This is a genomic window from Pauljensenia sp. C0170B5 (assembly GCF_056590195.1).
Map to the genome: position 1 here is coordinate 150,273 of NZ_JBWPVR010000003.1, position 16,692 is coordinate 166,964.

At 59.8% G+C, this 16,692-nt stretch carries 12 protein-coding genes; 1 reads left to right on the forward strand and 11 read right to left on the reverse strand.

The window, feature by feature from the left end; translation table 11 throughout:
• The 11 genes from ffh to AC1EJZ_RS05910 all read right to left on the reverse strand — a co-directional run bounded on the left by ffh (position 1) and on the right by AC1EJZ_RS05910 (position 15,831).
• The gene (gene ffh, locus AC1EJZ_RS05860; RefSeq protein WP_058236708.1) at positions 1–1,593 is read right to left on the reverse strand and encodes a signal recognition particle protein; all 1,593 of its coding nucleotides are present in this window, start codon (positions 1,591–1,593) and stop codon (positions 1–3) included.
• Positions 1,594–1,659: 66 nt separating this feature from the next.
• The gene (ftsY, locus tag AC1EJZ_RS05865) at positions 1,660–2,814 is read right to left on the reverse strand and encodes a signal recognition particle-docking protein FtsY (RefSeq protein WP_058236707.1); all 1,155 of its coding nucleotides are present in this window, start codon (positions 2,812–2,814) and stop codon (positions 1,660–1,662) included.
• An 18-nt stretch (positions 2,815–2,832) separates the two neighbouring features.
• Positions 2,833–3,201 carry a hypothetical protein gene (locus tag AC1EJZ_RS05870; RefSeq protein ID WP_070727205.1) on the reverse strand — a complete coding sequence of 123 codons (369 nt, stop codon included), beginning with the start codon at positions 3,199–3,201 and terminating at the stop codon, positions 2,833–2,835.
• Between the two features lie 76 nt (positions 3,202–3,277).
• Entirely contained in the window at positions 3,278–6,799 is a 3,522-nt protein-coding gene (smc, locus tag AC1EJZ_RS05875; protein WP_058236705.1) for a chromosome segregation protein SMC, read from the reverse strand.
• 26 nt (positions 6,800–6,825) lie between these two features.
• Positions 6,826–7,293, reverse strand: a complete 468-nt coding sequence (gene ndk / locus AC1EJZ_RS05880) for a nucleoside-diphosphate kinase (RefSeq protein WP_480294179.1) — start codon at positions 7,291–7,293, stop codon at positions 6,826–6,828.
• A gap of 79 nt (positions 7,294–7,372) precedes the next feature.
• Complete coding sequence (gene dhaM, locus AC1EJZ_RS05885; RefSeq protein WP_058236703.1) at positions 7,373–8,083, reverse strand: dihydroxyacetone kinase phosphoryl donor subunit DhaM; 711 nt, start codon at positions 8,081–8,083, stop codon at positions 7,373–7,375.
• Complete coding sequence (dhaL, locus tag AC1EJZ_RS05890; protein ID WP_058236702.1) at positions 8,080–8,733, reverse strand: dihydroxyacetone kinase subunit DhaL; 654 nt, start codon at positions 8,731–8,733, stop codon at positions 8,080–8,082. The genes dhaM and dhaL overlap by 4 nt, the downstream gene beginning before the upstream one ends.
• A 14-nt stretch (positions 8,734–8,747) precedes the next feature.
• A complete protein-coding gene (dhaK, locus tag AC1EJZ_RS05895; protein ID WP_058236903.1) occupies positions 8,748–9,740 on the reverse strand; it encodes a dihydroxyacetone kinase subunit DhaK in 993 nt (330 codons plus the stop codon).
• Between the two features lie 86 nt (positions 9,741–9,826).
• Positions 9,827–11,491: a glutamate ligase domain-containing protein gene (locus AC1EJZ_RS05900; protein WP_058236701.1), complete on the reverse strand. Its 1,665-nt coding sequence runs from the start codon at positions 11,489–11,491 to the stop codon at positions 9,827–9,829.
• 16 nt (positions 11,492–11,507) lie between these two features.
• The gene (ileS, locus tag AC1EJZ_RS05905; protein WP_480294181.1) at positions 11,508–14,762 is read right to left on the reverse strand and encodes an isoleucine--tRNA ligase; all 3,255 of its coding nucleotides are present in this window, start codon (positions 14,760–14,762) and stop codon (positions 11,508–11,510) included.
• Between the two features lie 289 nt (positions 14,763–15,051).
• Positions 15,052–15,831, reverse strand: coding sequence for an SDR family oxidoreductase (locus AC1EJZ_RS05910; protein WP_058236699.1), 780 nt, complete (start codon positions 15,829–15,831; stop codon positions 15,052–15,054).
• 487 nt (positions 15,832–16,318) lie between these two features.
• On the opposite strand from AC1EJZ_RS05910, the gene AC1EJZ_RS05915 reads away from it, so the two are divergent.
• On the forward strand, positions 16,319–16,627 hold the full coding sequence (locus AC1EJZ_RS05915) for a hypothetical protein (protein ID WP_154955698.1): 309 nt from the start codon (positions 16,319–16,321) through the stop codon (positions 16,625–16,627).
• The last annotated feature ends 65 nt before the right edge of the window (positions 16,628–16,692 follow it).

The following is a 16,692-nucleotide window of genomic DNA, read 5'->3' on the forward strand; positions in this document are numbered from 1 at the left end:
TCAGAATCCGTTGAGCATGCGCTGAATATCCTCGGGGAGTTGGTCCATAGAGGGGCGCTGGGCAGCGCCCTGGCCCTGACCAATGCCGAATGCGCTACCCGACGAGGACGCATTGTTCCTGCGTTCACTGGCTGGAAGCATTGCTTCGAGTTCCTGCTGGCGACGCTTAGCTGGGTTTCCTGAACGCGCCTTCTTCTTTACGCGCGCACGCTGAGCCTTGGCACGGCGTGCATCTTCACGCTGTTTGGCGCGGCCACCATGTCCCGGCATATTCCCCATTCCGGGGAAGCCGCCGGCAGCGCCCATTTGACCCATCATCTCGCGGGCTGCTTCGAAGCGCTTGACCAGTGCGTTGACTTCCGTCACCGTGGTACCTGAACCGCGGGCAATACGGGCACGGCGCGATCCGTTGAGAATCTTGACGTCGTTGCGTTCGGCGGGCGTCATGGAACGGACGATTGCTTCGACACGGTTGACTTCTGACTCATCGAAGTTGGCGAGCTGGTCCTTCATCTGCGCCATTCCCGGAATCATTCCCAGAACCTTGCGCATGGATCCGAGTTTGCGGACCTGCTGGAGCTGGTTGAGGAAGTCTTCGAGGGTGAGCTGGCCACTCATGGCCTTCTCAGCGACCTTCTCGGCTTCCTCCTGATCCATCTTCTTTTCGGCCTGCTCGATCAGGGTCAGAACGTCACCCATATCAAGAATTCGGCCGGCCATGCGGTCTGCGTGGAATCGTTCAAAATCGTCAAGGCCTTCGCCCGTTGAGGCAAAGAGGATCGGCGCACCGGTCACGCCGCGTACGGACAGCGCAGCGCCGCCTCGGGCATCGCCGTCAAGTTTCGACAAGACGACACCGGTAAAGCCGACGCCATCCCTGAACGCGGTCGATGTCTGCACGGCATCCTGGCCAACCATTGCGTCCAGGACGAACATGATTTCGTGCGGATTGACGGCGTCACGAATCGCGATTGCCTGATCCATCATTTCCCGGTCAACACCGAGGCGCCCAGCGGTATCGACGATTGCCACGTCGAAACCATTGTTGATGGCGTAGTTGACGCCGGTTCGCGCCACGTAGACAGGATCACCGACTCCGTTCCCCGGCTCCGGAGCCCAGACCTTGACTCCGGCACGCTCGCCCAGAACTTGCAGCTGCTGGACGGCATTTGGGCGCTGAAGGTCCGATGCAATCAGCATGACCTTCTTGCCTTCTTCCGTCAGCCACTTGCCGAGCTTGCCGGCAAGGGTTGTCTTACCGGCACCCTGAAGGCCGGCCAGCATGAACACGGTCGGCCCCCGGTCAGCGAAGTGGAGTTCACGCGTTTCGCCGCCGAGGGTTTCGACCAGCTGGTCGCGCACGATACGCACAACCTGCTGACTGGGGTTCAGACCCTGTGAGCGGGTCGCTCCGTAAGCGCGTTCACGCACTGCGGCGGTAAATTCGCGGACGACAGGAAGGGCAACGTCAGCGTCAATCAGGGCGCGTCGGATCTGACTGACTGTTTCATCAACGTCAGATTCGCTGAGAATACCGTGCCCGCGAAGTTGTTTGAACGATTCAGTGAGACGATCTGACAGGTTGGAGAACACTGGATCCCTTCCTTCTCCGATGTGGACGCAATGGTCTTACACTAGCGCACCCACGGCGCCGTGTGCTTACGTGGCAGGCTGTCCCACAATTGCCTGAATGAATGACTCGGCATCGAAGGGCGCCAGATCGTCGACGCCCTCTCCCAGCCCCACCAGCTTGACAGGAACTCCGAGTTCCCTTTGGACCGACACCACGATTCCGCCCTTTGCGGTGCCATCCAGCTTCGTCAGGACGATTCCTGTCACTCCAGCCACTTCTGCGAAAATTTCCGCCTGGCGCATACCGTTTTGGCCGGTCGTCGCATCGAGGACCAGGAGGACCTCGTCAACGGGACTGACACGTTCCATGACGCGCTTGACTTTCCCGAGCTCATCCATCAGACCTGACTTGTTCTGCAGTCGGCCCGCCGTGTCCACAATCACGACGTCAACGCCGTCGTCGACACCGCGGTGTACGGCATCAAAAGCGACGGATGCGGGATCGGCGCCTTCACGGTCGGATCGGACCACGTCAACCCCCACGCGGTTGCCCCACGTCTCCAGCTGGTCAGCCGCTGCGGCGCGGAATGTATCAGCAGCACCGAGCAGGACTGTCTTGTCCTGTGCAACAAGCAACCGGGCCAGTTTGCCAATCGTCGTCGTCTTACCTGTTCCATTGACGCCGATCACCAGCACAGACGCACTGACCTTGGTGCCGTTTTCATCAATGTGCGGCTCGCAATGCAGGGAACGATCCATAGTCGGGTCGACCAGTGCCAGAAGCTCTTCGCGTACAATCGTGCGGGCTGACTCGGCATCTGAATGTCCCTCAACCTTGACGCGGGTGCGCAGCCGCTCCATGAGTTCTTCGGTGGCCGGCAATCCCAGGTCGGCCATCAGAAGTGAATCTTCGATCTCTTCCCAGTCTGCCGCGTTGAGCTGCGCGCGCGAGAGAACTGAAAGGAGCGCATGTCCGATAGCGCCAGACTGCGCGAGGCGTCCGCGCAGACGCTGCATGCGGGAGGGAACGGATTCAGGGGTTTCGGTACGCGGTTGCGTCTCAACGTCAGGAGCCGCAGTGGTCTGACCGCTCTCAATAGTGGGTGTGCGGCGTTCTTCAAGTTCGGGGCTGGACTGTCGTCCTCGTACGCCCCACCAGATTCCCACGCCCACAAGGGCAACGAGAACCAACAGGCATACCAGACCGATCGGACTTGTCACAAAATCGGTGAAAGTGTTCATAGTCCTATCATGGCCTATTTAATGCGTGAGTTGCATTTTACGCACGCGTCCGCGCCGCGATGCAGCCTCCATGCGTGTGGCCGCCTCTTCGACACGTACTGCTGCATCCTCGAGGCGTTCATATCCAGGCAGGTCGGTCGCATCGACATACGCCGAGCCGTCTCGCCCATTGCTCCGGAGCATCGTGTCCAGGCTGACAAGCTGAGGATCGATATCCGCGTCCTCATCTGTTCGCGCCGGGTCAGCCCAGCGTTTCGACTGGTCTTTCCAAAGAGACTGCCATGATTGGGCGCCTCGGCGTGACAAGGCCAGGCTTGCCAGGACGCCTCCTGCCAGAGCCACAACAACCAACGTTGTCAGCACGATGACCACAAGAGAACCAAACATGTCTTCATTGTCATGTGTGACGCCAGCGAGAGCCACAGTAAACGCCGCACATGCTCAATTTGTTATCTGTGATCTCCTAAGCATCTGCCAGGCGCTGCGAGACGACGGTTGTGACCCCGTCACGCATCGTCACGCCGTAGAGCGCATCAGCGATTTCCATCGTGCGTTTCTGGTGGGTGATAACAATCAGCTGGCTTTCTTCCTGCAGCTCCCGGAAGATTTCGAGCAATCGCGTCAGGTTCACATCGTCGAGGGCGGCCTCAACCTCGTCCATGACATAGAACGGTGAGGGACGCGCCTTGAAGATGGCGATGAGGAATGCCAGAGCTGCCAGGGAGCGTTCTCCGCCGGACAGCAGTGACAGGCGCTTGACCTTCTTGCCCGCCGGCCTGGCTTCGATCTCGATGCCCGTTGTCAGCATCGAATCTGGATCCGTCAGCGTCAGGTTGCCCTCGCCGTTGGGGAAAAGGACCTCGAAGGTGTGGGCAAACTGTTCGCGCGTGTCGTTAAACGCGGTGGTGAATGCGTCTTCGACCAGGCGATCGACGTCGTCAATGATATGCAGCAAATCGGCTTTCGACGATTTCAGATCATTGACCTGGGAAACCAGGAATTCGTGGCGCTTGGACAGTGCTTCGTGTTCCTCCAGTGCCAGTGGGTTCACGCGGCCAAGTTTTGCCAGGTCACGTTCAGCAGCCGCCAGTGCCTTTTCCTGTTCGGGGCGCGAAAAGGCAGTCGGGTCGCCCTCGCCTGAAAAATCCGGCACGAGGTTATGGGGGCCGAATTCTTCGATGAGCTGGTCAGCTTCCAGGCTGAGTTCCTCCATCGACCGGGCGGTCGCCTGTTCCAAGCGCATCATGGTCTGTGCACGTGCGATTTCGTCCTGGTGTGCCAGGCCGGTGATCTCGGCAATTTCAGCATTGACGGCATCGAGCGCGGCGCGCAATTCGATGCGCTCATGGCTTGACTGCTGACGCAGTGATTCAGCTTCGGCGCGCAGGTGTTCCCAGTGCTCAACGATTCGAGCGGCAACGTCCACGCCGTACTGAGCCTGTTCGGCAACGCGTTGGGCAATGAGCAGCTTGCGCCGGCGCTGGTCCTCACGTTGGGCGTATCGGCTGCGCTCCTCACGGCTGCGCGCTGCTGCCTGCCTGAGAGCTCGAGCCCTTCCTCCGCTTTGTCTCGACCGTTCTTCATTGGTGCGAAGTTCCAGACGCGTGGCCGTCTCATGTTCGCGAGCTTCGCGGGCTATGCGCGCGGCTTCGCCTGCTCTCTGTTGAGCCGGCTCAGCGTCGGGAGCCGGTTCCATGTCTTTGGAGGTGCTCAGCCGCTCGTCGGCGGTATCCACCTGGCTGCGTGCCCATTGAACATGCTCGGCGACTTTACGTGCGGTCGCCTCGCACCTTTGTGTCTCTGCCTGAGCAGCCTTGGCTGCCGACTGGGCGCGCGCGTATGCTTCAGCGAGCTTTGCGCGCTGCGAGTCCTGGGCACGCAAGGCTTTGAGCGCTTCGTTGGCAGCGCGGATCGCCTGATCGAGTACCTTATTTGCGTGAACCAGCTGTTCAGAGGCCTTCTGTTCGTCATCGAGGGCGTGGCGCGCTCCCTCAACGGCCTGTTCGTACTGAGCGCGCACACTCAACACCGAGGAAGTGGAGTGGCCAGATCCGATCAGTGACTCCCCCGTGACAACATCACCGTTGGACGTGACCACTGTTCGAACGTCGGGATGCTCCAGCAAGTCCTGCACTTCGTCGAGATCCCGGCACACGACGACGCTTTCGAGCAGCTTCGTGACGCTGCGCGAAACCGAGTGCGCGTGGGTGATGACGTCCAGCGCCCAGCGCGCTCCAGACGGAAGGGGACCACGTGGCTGCGGTTCCACCTCGTTATTGCCGTCGCCGTCACCGGCGCGCATCATGCGCATCTGTCCTTGTTGGTGTTCGCGGGCGTGACGCAGGCAGTCTATTCCGTTCGCCGTTCCGTCGACGATCGCGGCATCAGCCAGTGGGAACAGTGCTGCGGCAATGGCATCTTCCCAGCCCGGCTCAATGGTCAAGGCTTCAGGGACCGTTCCGAGGACACCGGAGCGGCCTGCCAATGTCGAAGTTGCGTCGTCGGGTGCGAGCTGCTCAGCCAACGTGTCACGGCGCGACTCCCACCTGGCTCGCTCGGCGCGTGCTTCCCGCTCACGCGCCACCAAAGCGTCAACCTGACTTCGGGCTTCATCGCGTTTGACGGAAGCCTGCGAGTGGTTGCGCGCAGCAGTGTCTTCGCTACCCTCGCCATCGGGAGCAGGCGTCTTTCGGAGGGCTTTCTCGGCTTCCTCCTGACGTTTGCGCGCGGCGCGCACCAGTTCTTCTGCTCGATTTTCCTCAGCTTCGGCAGCTACGAGGCGTGAGCGCGCAGATTCGACGTCGCCTGTCAGACGTGCGATCTTCTCACGTCGATCCGCTATCTGGCGCGTGATGCCGGACAGCGTCCCGTGGGCTTCTTCATCACGCTGCTCCGCCTCCTCACGAGCACTGATAGCCTCCTGCAGGCGCCGTCGGCACTCTTCTACTGTGCGCAGAAGCTCGGCGTCCTCGGCACTGGCCTCATCGGCACGCCTGTCCAGTTCGTCAGGATCGTCACCGGAGGGCGCATCAAGTGGACGTTCGAGGGAGGCAATCTTGTCGCGGGCCATCAGAACTGTTGCGCGCAAGGACTCCCCGATCGCAGTGAGGTCACGCCAAGCGGTATTCGCCTCAGTCAAACGCGGATCGGCTTCGCGTTCGCGCTGTTCACAAAGTTGAATACTTTCTGTCAGCTCGCGCGCGTGAACACGCAATTCCTGAGTCTTCTGGGTACGCACCTGGTCGGATTCGTCGTGCGCATTCAGGCGGTCGCGAAGGTCAACGATCTCATCTGCAATCAGGCGTGCCTTTGCGTCACGAACACGAGCCTGTATCGATTGTGCACGGCGGGCCGTTGCAGCCTGGCGTGCCAGTGGGCCAAGCTGGCGGTGGATTTCCTGCGTGAGGTCGAGGACCCTCACCAGATTCTGATCCATTTGCTCAAGCTTGCGCAGGGCGCGTTCCTTACGTCGGCGATGCTTGAGAACACCGGCGGCTTCTTCGATGAAACCTCGACGTTCCTCAGGTGTTGACGAAAGGATCTGATCGAGTTGTCCCTGACCCACGATGACATGCATCTGCCTGCCCATACCCGTGTCGGACAGGAGTTCCTGAACATCGAGCAGGCGCGCTGGGGTGCCGTTGATGGCATACTCTGATCCCCCACCGCGGAACAATGTGCGCGAGATCGTCACTTCTGAGTAGTCGATGGGCAGGGCCCGATCGGTGTTGTCGATGGTCAGATCAACTTGAGCACGCCCCAACGGTGCTCGCGAGGATGTTCCGGCGAAGATGATGTCCGCCATCTGTCCACCGCGCAACGTTTTGGCACCTTGTTCGCCCATGACCCAGGCAAGAGCATCGACGACGTTCGATTTGCCCGACCCGTTCGGGCCGACTACACACGTGATGCCGGGTTCTAAACGCAGCGTTGTCGCCGAAGCAAAGGATTTAAAGCCTCGTAACGTTAAATTTTTCAGGTGCACGTCTTTAAGAATACGTAAAAAGGCAGTTAAGCGTGCATTGCATCGGCGGCAAGCTCCGGGAACCACAGGGCAATCTCGCGTTGGGCAGAGTGCGGCGAATCTGATCCGTGCACGATATTTTCCGCGGTTGCGCGTCCCCACGCGCGGCCCAAGTCGCCACGGATTGTTCCTGGCTCGGCGTCAGTCGGGTCGGTTGAGCCGATTAGTCGGCGCACTCCGTCGACAACGCGTGTCCCTTCGACAACGGCAGCCACGAGCGGTCCAGACGACATGAATTCGATCAATGCAGGGTAGAAATGGCGATGGCGGTGTTCATGGTAATGTTCCTGAAGCAATTCTTCAGAGGCTTGCTGAACTTTCAGACCAACCAGCTTGTATCCCTTTGATTCAATCCGTCGCAGCACTTCGCCTGTCAATCCTCGCCTGTATCCATCAGGCTTGACCAGCACCAGTGTGCGTTCATGGGAGCCGTCTGTGCGTTCGTGTGCCGACATAGCATTCCCCCTCGTAGATGATCGTGCACTTCATGCAGCCTTTCGGCCACTAGGTCAAAAGACCTACATTATTATGCAGTCACTCTTCGAGCTTGTCGACCAGTGCATCTATTGCTTCCTGTGCCTGCGGTCCTGTGGCACGCAGCTGCACAATGTCACCCTGACGCACTCCCAGCGCCATCACTTCCAACGCTGACCCTGCATCGGCTCCGTTGACGAATACTTCTGCATCGAATGAGCCAGCTAAGCGAGCCAACAATGCAGCCGGACGCGCATGGAGCCCTACCGGGTCGGCCACTCGCGCAGTTGCCGTCACAACGTGGTCAGCGGTGTCTTCGTTTTCGTGAATCACGACGCGTCCCACCGGGGAGGCGGCAGAACGCGGCGTGTCAGGAGCGCCAGCCCGTTCAGCTGCGGCGCGCACCTCACTGCGACTACTGCCTGATTGCGCACTGATCGCAGCAGCAATGGTGCCTTCAACGAGTGGAGCATGCGCGTGTTCCAACGCCTCGAAGTCTTCCATTTCCTGGACGGATTCCACGGTCAGATCTGCTGAGCCCATGTCGGTCAGACACACGACGCCTGCACCGTCATGGCCGGTCTCGATTGCTCCGAGTGCGCGGGTAATCGCAGAGGCAACCTTGTCGTAGGAGGTGCCCAGCGAGCCGTCCTGCATTCCCCCCGCGCATTCGATGTGCACGTCGGGTGCCATCTGCTCTGCTACTTCCCGCACGCCCCTCGCCAGGAGGTCACTGTGGGACACGATTACGAGGGCGACTCTTGAGCTCATCGGTTATCCACCGACTTTGCGCCCTTAGCCGCAGCTCGAATAATCATCGCTGAGGAGGCGGCTCCAGGATCGCGGTGGCCTACTGAGCGCGGCCCCAGATATGATGCGCGCCCCTTCGTGGCCTGCATGTCGATCGTGGCTTCAACGCCTTCTTCGGCAGCGCGCGCGGCGGCCTCGAGAATCTCGCAGATCGGGCGCTCCACTTTGGCAGCATCATGAGCGGCGCGAGCGGCCGGTGCCCACGCATCGACCATCGTCTTTTCGCCTTCTTCTGCCTTGCCTCGGGCCTGGATGCCTTCCAATGCTGCGTCGAACATGGCCACCACGTCCCGGGCGGAGATTTCCTGTCCTGTCAGTGCCTGTGATGCGCGCAGGAACGCTGTGCCATACAGTGGGCCGGCAGCTCCGCCAACCGTGGACATCAGGGTCTTCGCAACTGTTTTGAGCAGGGCCGCTGCAGCTTCGTGCGCATGGTCATCGGACTCCATCGCGTCGCGAACGGCACTGAAACCGCGATCCATATTCTCACCGTGGTCGCCATCCCCGATGTGTCGATCCAGGTCAATCAGATATTCTCTGTTGTCTGCGATCGTGTGCACAGCAGTCATCATCCATTCGCGGATCCACTGCTCGTTTAGCGTCTCACTCATCTATGCTCCTGATGTCATTTCCAGGCCGGCGTGCATACGGGAGCATCGAAAAGCTCCACGATGTCGTTGTCCGCCCGTAATAGGGTAACCGAAACACCCGGCATTTCCAGTGACGTCACGTAGTCACCGACAAGGCTGCGTGCCAGATTGATTCCGTCACGCTGCAGCAATTCGGCCACGTGACGGTACACAATGTACAGCTCGCTGAGCGGGGTTCCGCCCATGCCGTTGACCAGCGCAATCACGGATTCGCCTGCTTCGAGGGCCAGATCGGAGCGAACCTTGTCGTAAAGTTCCTCAGTCAGCGTGTCCGCAGTTTCCATCTGACCGCGCCGGTATCCCGGTTCGCCGTGGATTCCGATCCCCAGTTCAATCTCGTTGTCACCCAGTTCAAAGGACGGGCGTCCTGCATGTGGCACGGTGCAGGGCCCCAGTGCCAATCCCATCGATCGGACATTGTCGATCACGTGCTGAGCGATGCGGGTGACAGTGTCCAGATCGTCTCCGCGTTCGGCTGCTGCGCCAGCGATCTTCTCCACTAGAACCGTGCCTGCCACGCCCCGTCGTCCGGCTGTATAAAGCGAGTCCTCCACTGCGACATCATCATTGACGGTAACGGTGGCAACGTCGATGTCGTCCATCTGCACCAGTTCGGCAGCGGTTTCAAAGTTGAGGACATCGCCCGTGTAGTTCTTGACGATGAACAGCACGCCCGCTCCGCGTTCGACAGCCAATGCGGCCTGCGCGATCGGGTCAGGTGTCGGTGACGTGAACACGGCACCGGGCACAGCGGCATCCAGCATGCCTTTCCCAACGTATCCCGCATGTAATGGTTCGTGGCCCGACCCACCACCAGAGACGATGGCAACCTTCCCCTGATCCTTCGCCTGTGCACGAGTGACATAGGCTGGATTCGTATGGACGGTGACGAGGTCGGCGTACACACCACCGAAGCCTTGCAGAGCCTGCTCAACTACTTGATGAACGTCGTTGACCAGTTTTTTCACCAGTGCCTCCTTGAACCAATCAATCTCACATCCATGGTGCCATCCTTCATGGATTTTAACCACGGAAACGGCGACACTCGTGGAAGTCAGCGGCCGTTAGCCTGGGAGACGATCTGCGTGGCCTGCCCTGCCAGTACAATCGAGCCGAACACGATGACGGCCACATTTTCACCCGGCTCAGCGCGTGTTTCCACACGGGTGGCAGCTTCCGCTATTGCTTCGGCGATGTCAGGAATCCGACTCACCCTCGTATCATCGAAGACATCCTCAGCAATGGCCTGCACGTCGTCGAGTTCCATCGCCCGCTCAGAATCCATCTGGGTGACGATCAGCTCGTCCATCACGGGTTCAACTTCGCCGAGCATCGTGTCCACGTCCTTATCCGCCATCGCCGCGAACACGCCGACCACGTGAGCCAGACCGAGATCGTCGATGGCGGCGCGAACGGTACGCGCACCTGCCGGGTTGTGGGCTCCATCCACGATGATCATGGGTGAGCGTCGCACGACCTGCAGCCTGCCCGGTGATGTCACTGCACCGAATGCCTGCTCGACCACCTGCGCGTCCAATGCGCGCTCACCGATGAACGCTTCCACACCTGCCAAAGCGGCCGCGGCATTGTGCGCCTGGTGCTCGCCATGAAGGGGAAGGAAAATATCGGTGTACATCGCATGCGGAGTGCGCAGTGACATGAGCTGCCCGCCTACTGCCCTTTCACGAGTCACGACCTCAAAGTCTGTGCCCTCCACCAGGAGGCGCGCACCCACCTGGTCGGCGCGCTCGCGCAGAATCTCGAGCACCTCGTCACGCTGGTGGGCAACAACAGTGATCTGGCCGGGTTTGATGATGCCGGCCTTTTCATGGGCAATGTCCGTGACCGTCTTGCCCAGCCACTTTTGGTGATCAACGTCGATCGGCATAATGACACCGACCTGACCGTCCACCACGTTGGTGGAATCCCACGTGCCTCCCATACCGACTTCCACCACAGCCGCGTCGACCGGATAGTCTGCGAATGCAGCCAACGCCATGACAGTGAAAACTTCGAAGAACGACAGTGTCGGGCCACCCTGCTCGATCGAGCTGTGGTCAACCATGTCGATATAGGGCTGCACATCGTGGTAGGCATCAATGAAGGCCCGGTGCGAGATGGGCTCACCGTCCAGGCAGATGCGTTCGCGAACGTCCAGCAGGTGCGGCGACGTGAAACGGCCCGTGCGCAGGCCCAGCGCTCCCAGCAGAGCATCCATCATGCGTGCAGTTGTCGTTTTGCCGTTCGTGCCCGTGATATGCACGCTCGGGTAAGACGTGTGGGGATCGCCCAGAATATCCATCACGCTCCGCACGCGCTCCAGGCTGGGTTGGACTTTGTGTTCCGGGGCGCGCGCCACAATTGATTCGTAGATGCGTGCCACTTCCGCGCGTTCCTGGGCAGCCTGCTGCGCGTCGTCGAGCATGCGTTCGTGATCTTCTTCGTCCGAGGGTGTCCCGTCCTCGTCCTCATCTGATTCGATTTCAGCCAGGATCGACGGATCGGGTCCGAGCAGGAGCGAATTCTCTACCAGTGCACGCAATGCCTCGGTTCGTTCCCGGTCTGCCCGATCCGCCGCTTCTTCGGCTTCCTGACGAGCCTGTTCGGCCTGACGGTCTGCCTCAGATGGCTCATCTGCAGCCTCAAGGTAGGGCAGCAAATCCGCAGGAATGCCGCTGGGTTCCTCGTCGGAGCCAAAGAAGGCGGGATGGTCACTCATGGAACAGGGTTCTCCTTCAGTTATCTGCGTGCACGCTGACGTGCGCTGCCAGCGTATCGCCTGGAACGATGGAAACGGACAGCGACAGTGTTTCGTGCGCGATCATGTCTCGATGCGTTTCCGCATCCGCCACGTGTTCCTCTGGCACGGTCAGCTCCAGGTCGATGCGGTCTGAAATATTCAGATCCTCTCGCTTGCGCTCGTCCTGTACGATGCGGATGACGTCGCGCGCGTATCCCTCGGCAGCAAGTTCGGCGGTGATGTCCGTGTCGAGGACGACCACTGTGCCGTCAGCCAGAACGGATGCAACCTCACCTTCTGATGCTTCGACGGTAGTCGACACAGAGAACTGTCCCTCGCCCAGTTGAACGGGCTGCCCGCCCACCTCGACGTTGGGGAACGTCACAGTCTGACCTGATTCGTCCAGCTCCCACTGCCCCTGCTTGTGGGCTGCGAAAAGCTGAGAGGTGACCTTACGGACCTCGGGGGCGAATTCGCGAGGATTCAATGCCAGTTGCGTCGTCACTTTCAGACCCGAGTGATCCGGATCCACTAAAGTGACGTTCTTGACGTTCACTTCACTGGCAATGAGAGAAGCGAAGGGTTCAAGGGAGGGCGCCGCCTCCGAGACGACGGAAAGCTGACGCAGAGGCTGGCGCACGCGCAGATTATGCGTCTTGCGCAATGCGTGAGCACCTGATACGGCCTGACGCACTGCATCCATCACGGCGACCAGTTCGTCGTTGCGCACTGCCTCGGGCATTGTCGGCCAGTCCTGCAAGTGGACCGATTCTCCACCTGTGAGTGCCCGCCAGATTTCCTCGGTCAGCAGGGGCAACAACGGGGCGGTAACCTCGCACAGGGTCACCAGGGCTGATGACAATGTGTCACATGCGCGCGCATCTTCATCCCAGAAGCGCTGACGCTGAGTGCGCACATACCAGTTCGTCAGAACATCCATATGATCCTGAACCAGTGAACACGCCGTGCCGATATCGTACGCATCCAAAGCGGTGTGAACAGCGTCAGCCAGTGACTGGGTGCGTGCCAGCAGGTAGCGATCCATGACGTCGAGGCCGTCAAGCACTTTCGGATCGTCCAAGGCCAGCGGCTCAGCCACATATCCATTGCCATGATCGGACGCACCTGCGTACAGGGCGAGGAAGTGGTAGGCATTCCACAGGGGAAGCAGGATCTGGCGCACCGTGTCGCGGATGCCACCCTCGTGAACAATGAGGTTGCCGCCGCGCACAACCGGTGAGCTCATGAGGAACCACCGCATCGCGTCGGACCCGTACTCATCGAAGACGCGGTTGACGTCCGGGAAGTTGCGCAAGGACTTGCTCATCTTACGGCCATCGTCGCCCAGCACGATTCCGTGGGAGACGCAGTGCGTGAATGCGGGCCGGTCAAACAGTGCGGTGGCCAGAACATGAAGTGTGTAGAACCAGCCGCGGGTCTGCCCGATGTACTCGACAATAAAGTCGCCCGGGTAGTGGCTTTCGAACCAGTCGCGGTTTTCAAACGGGTAGTGCACCTGGGCGTACGGCATGGAGCCCGACTCGAACCAGCAGTCGAACACATCGCTGATGCGGTGCATTGTGGATGTGCCGGTCGGGTCGTCGGGGTTTGGTCGTGTCAGCGTGTCGATGAATGGGCGGTGCAGATCGGTGACCTCGACCCCAAAATCAGCTTCGAGGTCCGCAATCGAGCCGTAGACGTCAACGCGGGGGTATTCCGGATTATCTGAGACCCACACGGGGATCGGCGCACCCCAGAAGCGGTTACGCGAAATGGACCAGTCGCGGGCGCCGGCCAGCCAGTTTCCGAAGATCCCGTCCTTGGTGTGCTCAGGTACCCATGTGATCTGCTGGTTGAGCTCCACCATTCGGTCACGGAAAGCACTGACCTTGACGAACCATGAACTGACCGCCTTGTAGATCAACGGTTTACGGCAGCGCCAGCAGTGTGGGTAGGAATGGGTGAATGAGGATTGACGCACCATCTTCGCACGCACCTCTTCAGGGCGACGTGCGATGGGCCCTGATTGTTCGCGCAGGTGAGCCAGCACGAGTTTGTTCGCGTCGAACACCTGCACGCCTTCGTAGTCGGGCACCTCAAAGGTGAAGCATCCTGCCTCATCGACAGGGACGACAGGCCTGATGCCGACTTCCTGACAGGCGATCATGTCGTCTTCACCAAATGCCGGTGCTGTGTGCACCAGGCCGGTGCCGTCCTCAGTGGTGACGAAGTCGCCAGCGATGATGGTCCATGCGTTCGGTCCGGGCGTCTGGCCTTCAGCGCGGCGTTCATCGGTATCGAAGTAGTCAAAAATCGGTGCATAGCGCCGTCCGACCAGCTCAGAGCCAGGATAGGTGGCTTCGATCGTCGGACCTTCGCCCAGTTCCTTGCTGTAGGACGCCAGCAAGTCATGCGCGATGATGACGCGTTCACCCGCCAGTTCGCCTTCCTGAGGAACAACCGTAACGTATTCGATGTCCGGCCCAACAGTGATGGCGAGATTGGAAGGCAGTGTCCACGGGGTTGTTGTCCAGATCAGGGCCAGCTCGCCGCTTTCCATGCGTAAGCCGACGGTGACTGACTGGTCGGTGCGGTCCTGATAGACGTCGTCATCCATCTTCAGTTCGTGGTTCGACAGCGGGGTGCGATCGTGCCAGCAGTACGGCAGCACGCGGTATCCCTCATATGCCAAACCCTTGTCATACAGCGTCTTGAACGCCCACAGCACCGATTCCATGTAGGTGATGTCAAGAGTCTTGTAGTCGTCGTCGAAGTCGACCCAGCGTGCCTGGCGCGTCACGTAGTCCTGCCATTCATCCGTGTAGCGCAGGACGGAGGATCGGCATTCAGCGTTGAACTTTTCGATGCCCAGTCCGCCTGGTTTGGTGATTTCGGAGACGTCGTCGATACCGAGCAGGCGCTGTGCTTCCAGTTCGGCGGGCAGGCCGTGTGTATCCCATCCGAAGCGTCGCTCCACGCGATGCCCCAGCATCGTCTGGTAGCGGCCGACGATGTCCTTGATATAGCCGGTCAACAGGTGGCCGTAGTGTGGCAGGCCGTTGGCAAAGGGCGGACCATCATAGAAGACGAATTCATTGTCGCCGCGATTGCCCGCAGCACGCTCATTGACGGACTTGGCGAAAATATCGTGCTCATCCCAGTACTTGAGAGTCGCCTCTTCCATATCTGGGAAAGAGGGGTTACCGGTTGGATGGGTGTTCCCGTTCAGAGGGTAATGTCCCTGCGCCATGATGGTCCTCGTTTCGTCTCCTGCGTAGCAATACAGGGACGGATCCTGGCGTCGCCAGCTTCCGCGGTACCACCCCGTTTGACGCTCGCGCTCCGTTATCAGGATCCCCGAGCGACCACTCGTTTGGGGCTGTGTCGGGCCCACCCGTCCGGTTCTACTGAAGGCCGAAGCCTCGTTCTTCCAGAAGACTCCCCGCTGATATCCCGGAATTTCCGGGTCGGATCATCGCCACTGCCAATAGTAGCCGACTTGAGGCGCAAGGCTCATGCGCGTCCATGTGGCGTTTGCCCTAATTCGACCCGTCTGTTTCGCGGGCGACAAGCGTATTGCTGGCTTGGGCGCGTGGGCGGATAATCATCGAATCGATGTTGACATGCGAGGGCCTGGTCAGGGTCCATACAATCGCATCTGCAATGTCAGCAGCTGTCAGTGGCTCCGCGACGCCCTCGTACACCGAATCGGCGGCTTCCTGTGACTCCAGGCGACGCAGGGAGAATTCCTCCGTTTTGACCATGCCAGGTGCGATCTCAATGATCCGTACCGGCTCGCCTACTAATTCAATGCGCAGAGTATTGGCAATGATACGTTCGGCGTGTTTGGCGGCCACATATCCTCCCCCGCCGGGATAGGTGTCATGGGCGGCTGTCGATGTCAGGAAGACGATGTCGCCGCCGCGCTGACGCATCTGTGGCAGCAGTGCCCGGGTCAGTTGCAGCGTGGTCTTCACATTGATGTCGAACATGTGCTGCCACTTGTCCACAACGGCGTCAGCGATCGTTTCAACCCCTCTGGCCCCTCCAGCACAATTGACGAGGGCATCCACCGCACCTTTCTCGTCAGCGAACCTGGCCAGAGCGTCAACCTGGCCTTCATCCACCAGGTCTGCAGCGAAGGGAATGCATCCGCATTCGTGTGCAAGATCTTTCAGACGGTCACCGCGTCTGGCAACAGCAATGATCTCCCAGTTACGGTCACGAAGCTGGCGAACTGTTTCCTGTCCGATGCCACTGGATGCGCCCGTCACGATTGCGCGGCGCGCGGGCCGGCCTGCAGATGGTGAAGTTGTCATAACTCCATTATGGTCTCTCTGGACGCGAAACGAGGTCCGATGGCATCGCGTCAAGTCAGTGAGCGGGCCACTGTGCGTGCCTGTTACACGGGGTACGTTGTTTAGGCGGTCATCAACACCCTGGCTCCCCTGCTCTTTGTCATCTTTAACGAGTAGCTCGATACTTCCGTCGCACAACTGGGAATCCTGTCATCGTTTAACTTCTGCATCCAATTGCTCATTGATTTCATCGCGATGTTCATCGTGGACAAGGTCGGCTACAGGCCGCCTATGGTATGCGCCCACACGGCAGCGACGGTCGGCCTTGTGCTACTGGCGGTACTCCCCCAGGTTGCGTCCGATCCGTACGACAGCTCTCATCTCGCTTATCGGCACGCAGTAGTAGTCACTGCTGCCACTGCTGTGGGCGGTCATTCCTGCCGTGAATCTTCTGCTCTTCCTGCGTGTCCCCTTGCCGCCCACTGTGGCCGATGAGGATCGCACACCCGTGAAATCACTACTCGGGATGCCCGCTTTCCTCATTGCGCTGGTGTTGATGATGACCGGCGGAGCTGCTGAACTGACGATGGTGCAGTGGTCTTCCTTCTTTGCCGAGCAAGGCGTCGGTGTGCCCAAAGGGACATTAGCCTCGTCCGGTTTCTTCGAGCCGGTCGCGCGGATTTTACCTGACGATGGCGGGTCAGGACTGCGTGCTGCCCTTTTGATCAGTGCAGTCGTACCCCTGGTATTCGCTCTATGTGTCCCGTTGGTTGCGCCTCGCGAATGGCCTGTTCGCAGCGGCAGTGAGCTAGAATAGAGCCAACCTTCAAAGGGTCTTCCTGTAGCTCGCTATACTGAATAAGAATACTTTTTAGAATCAAC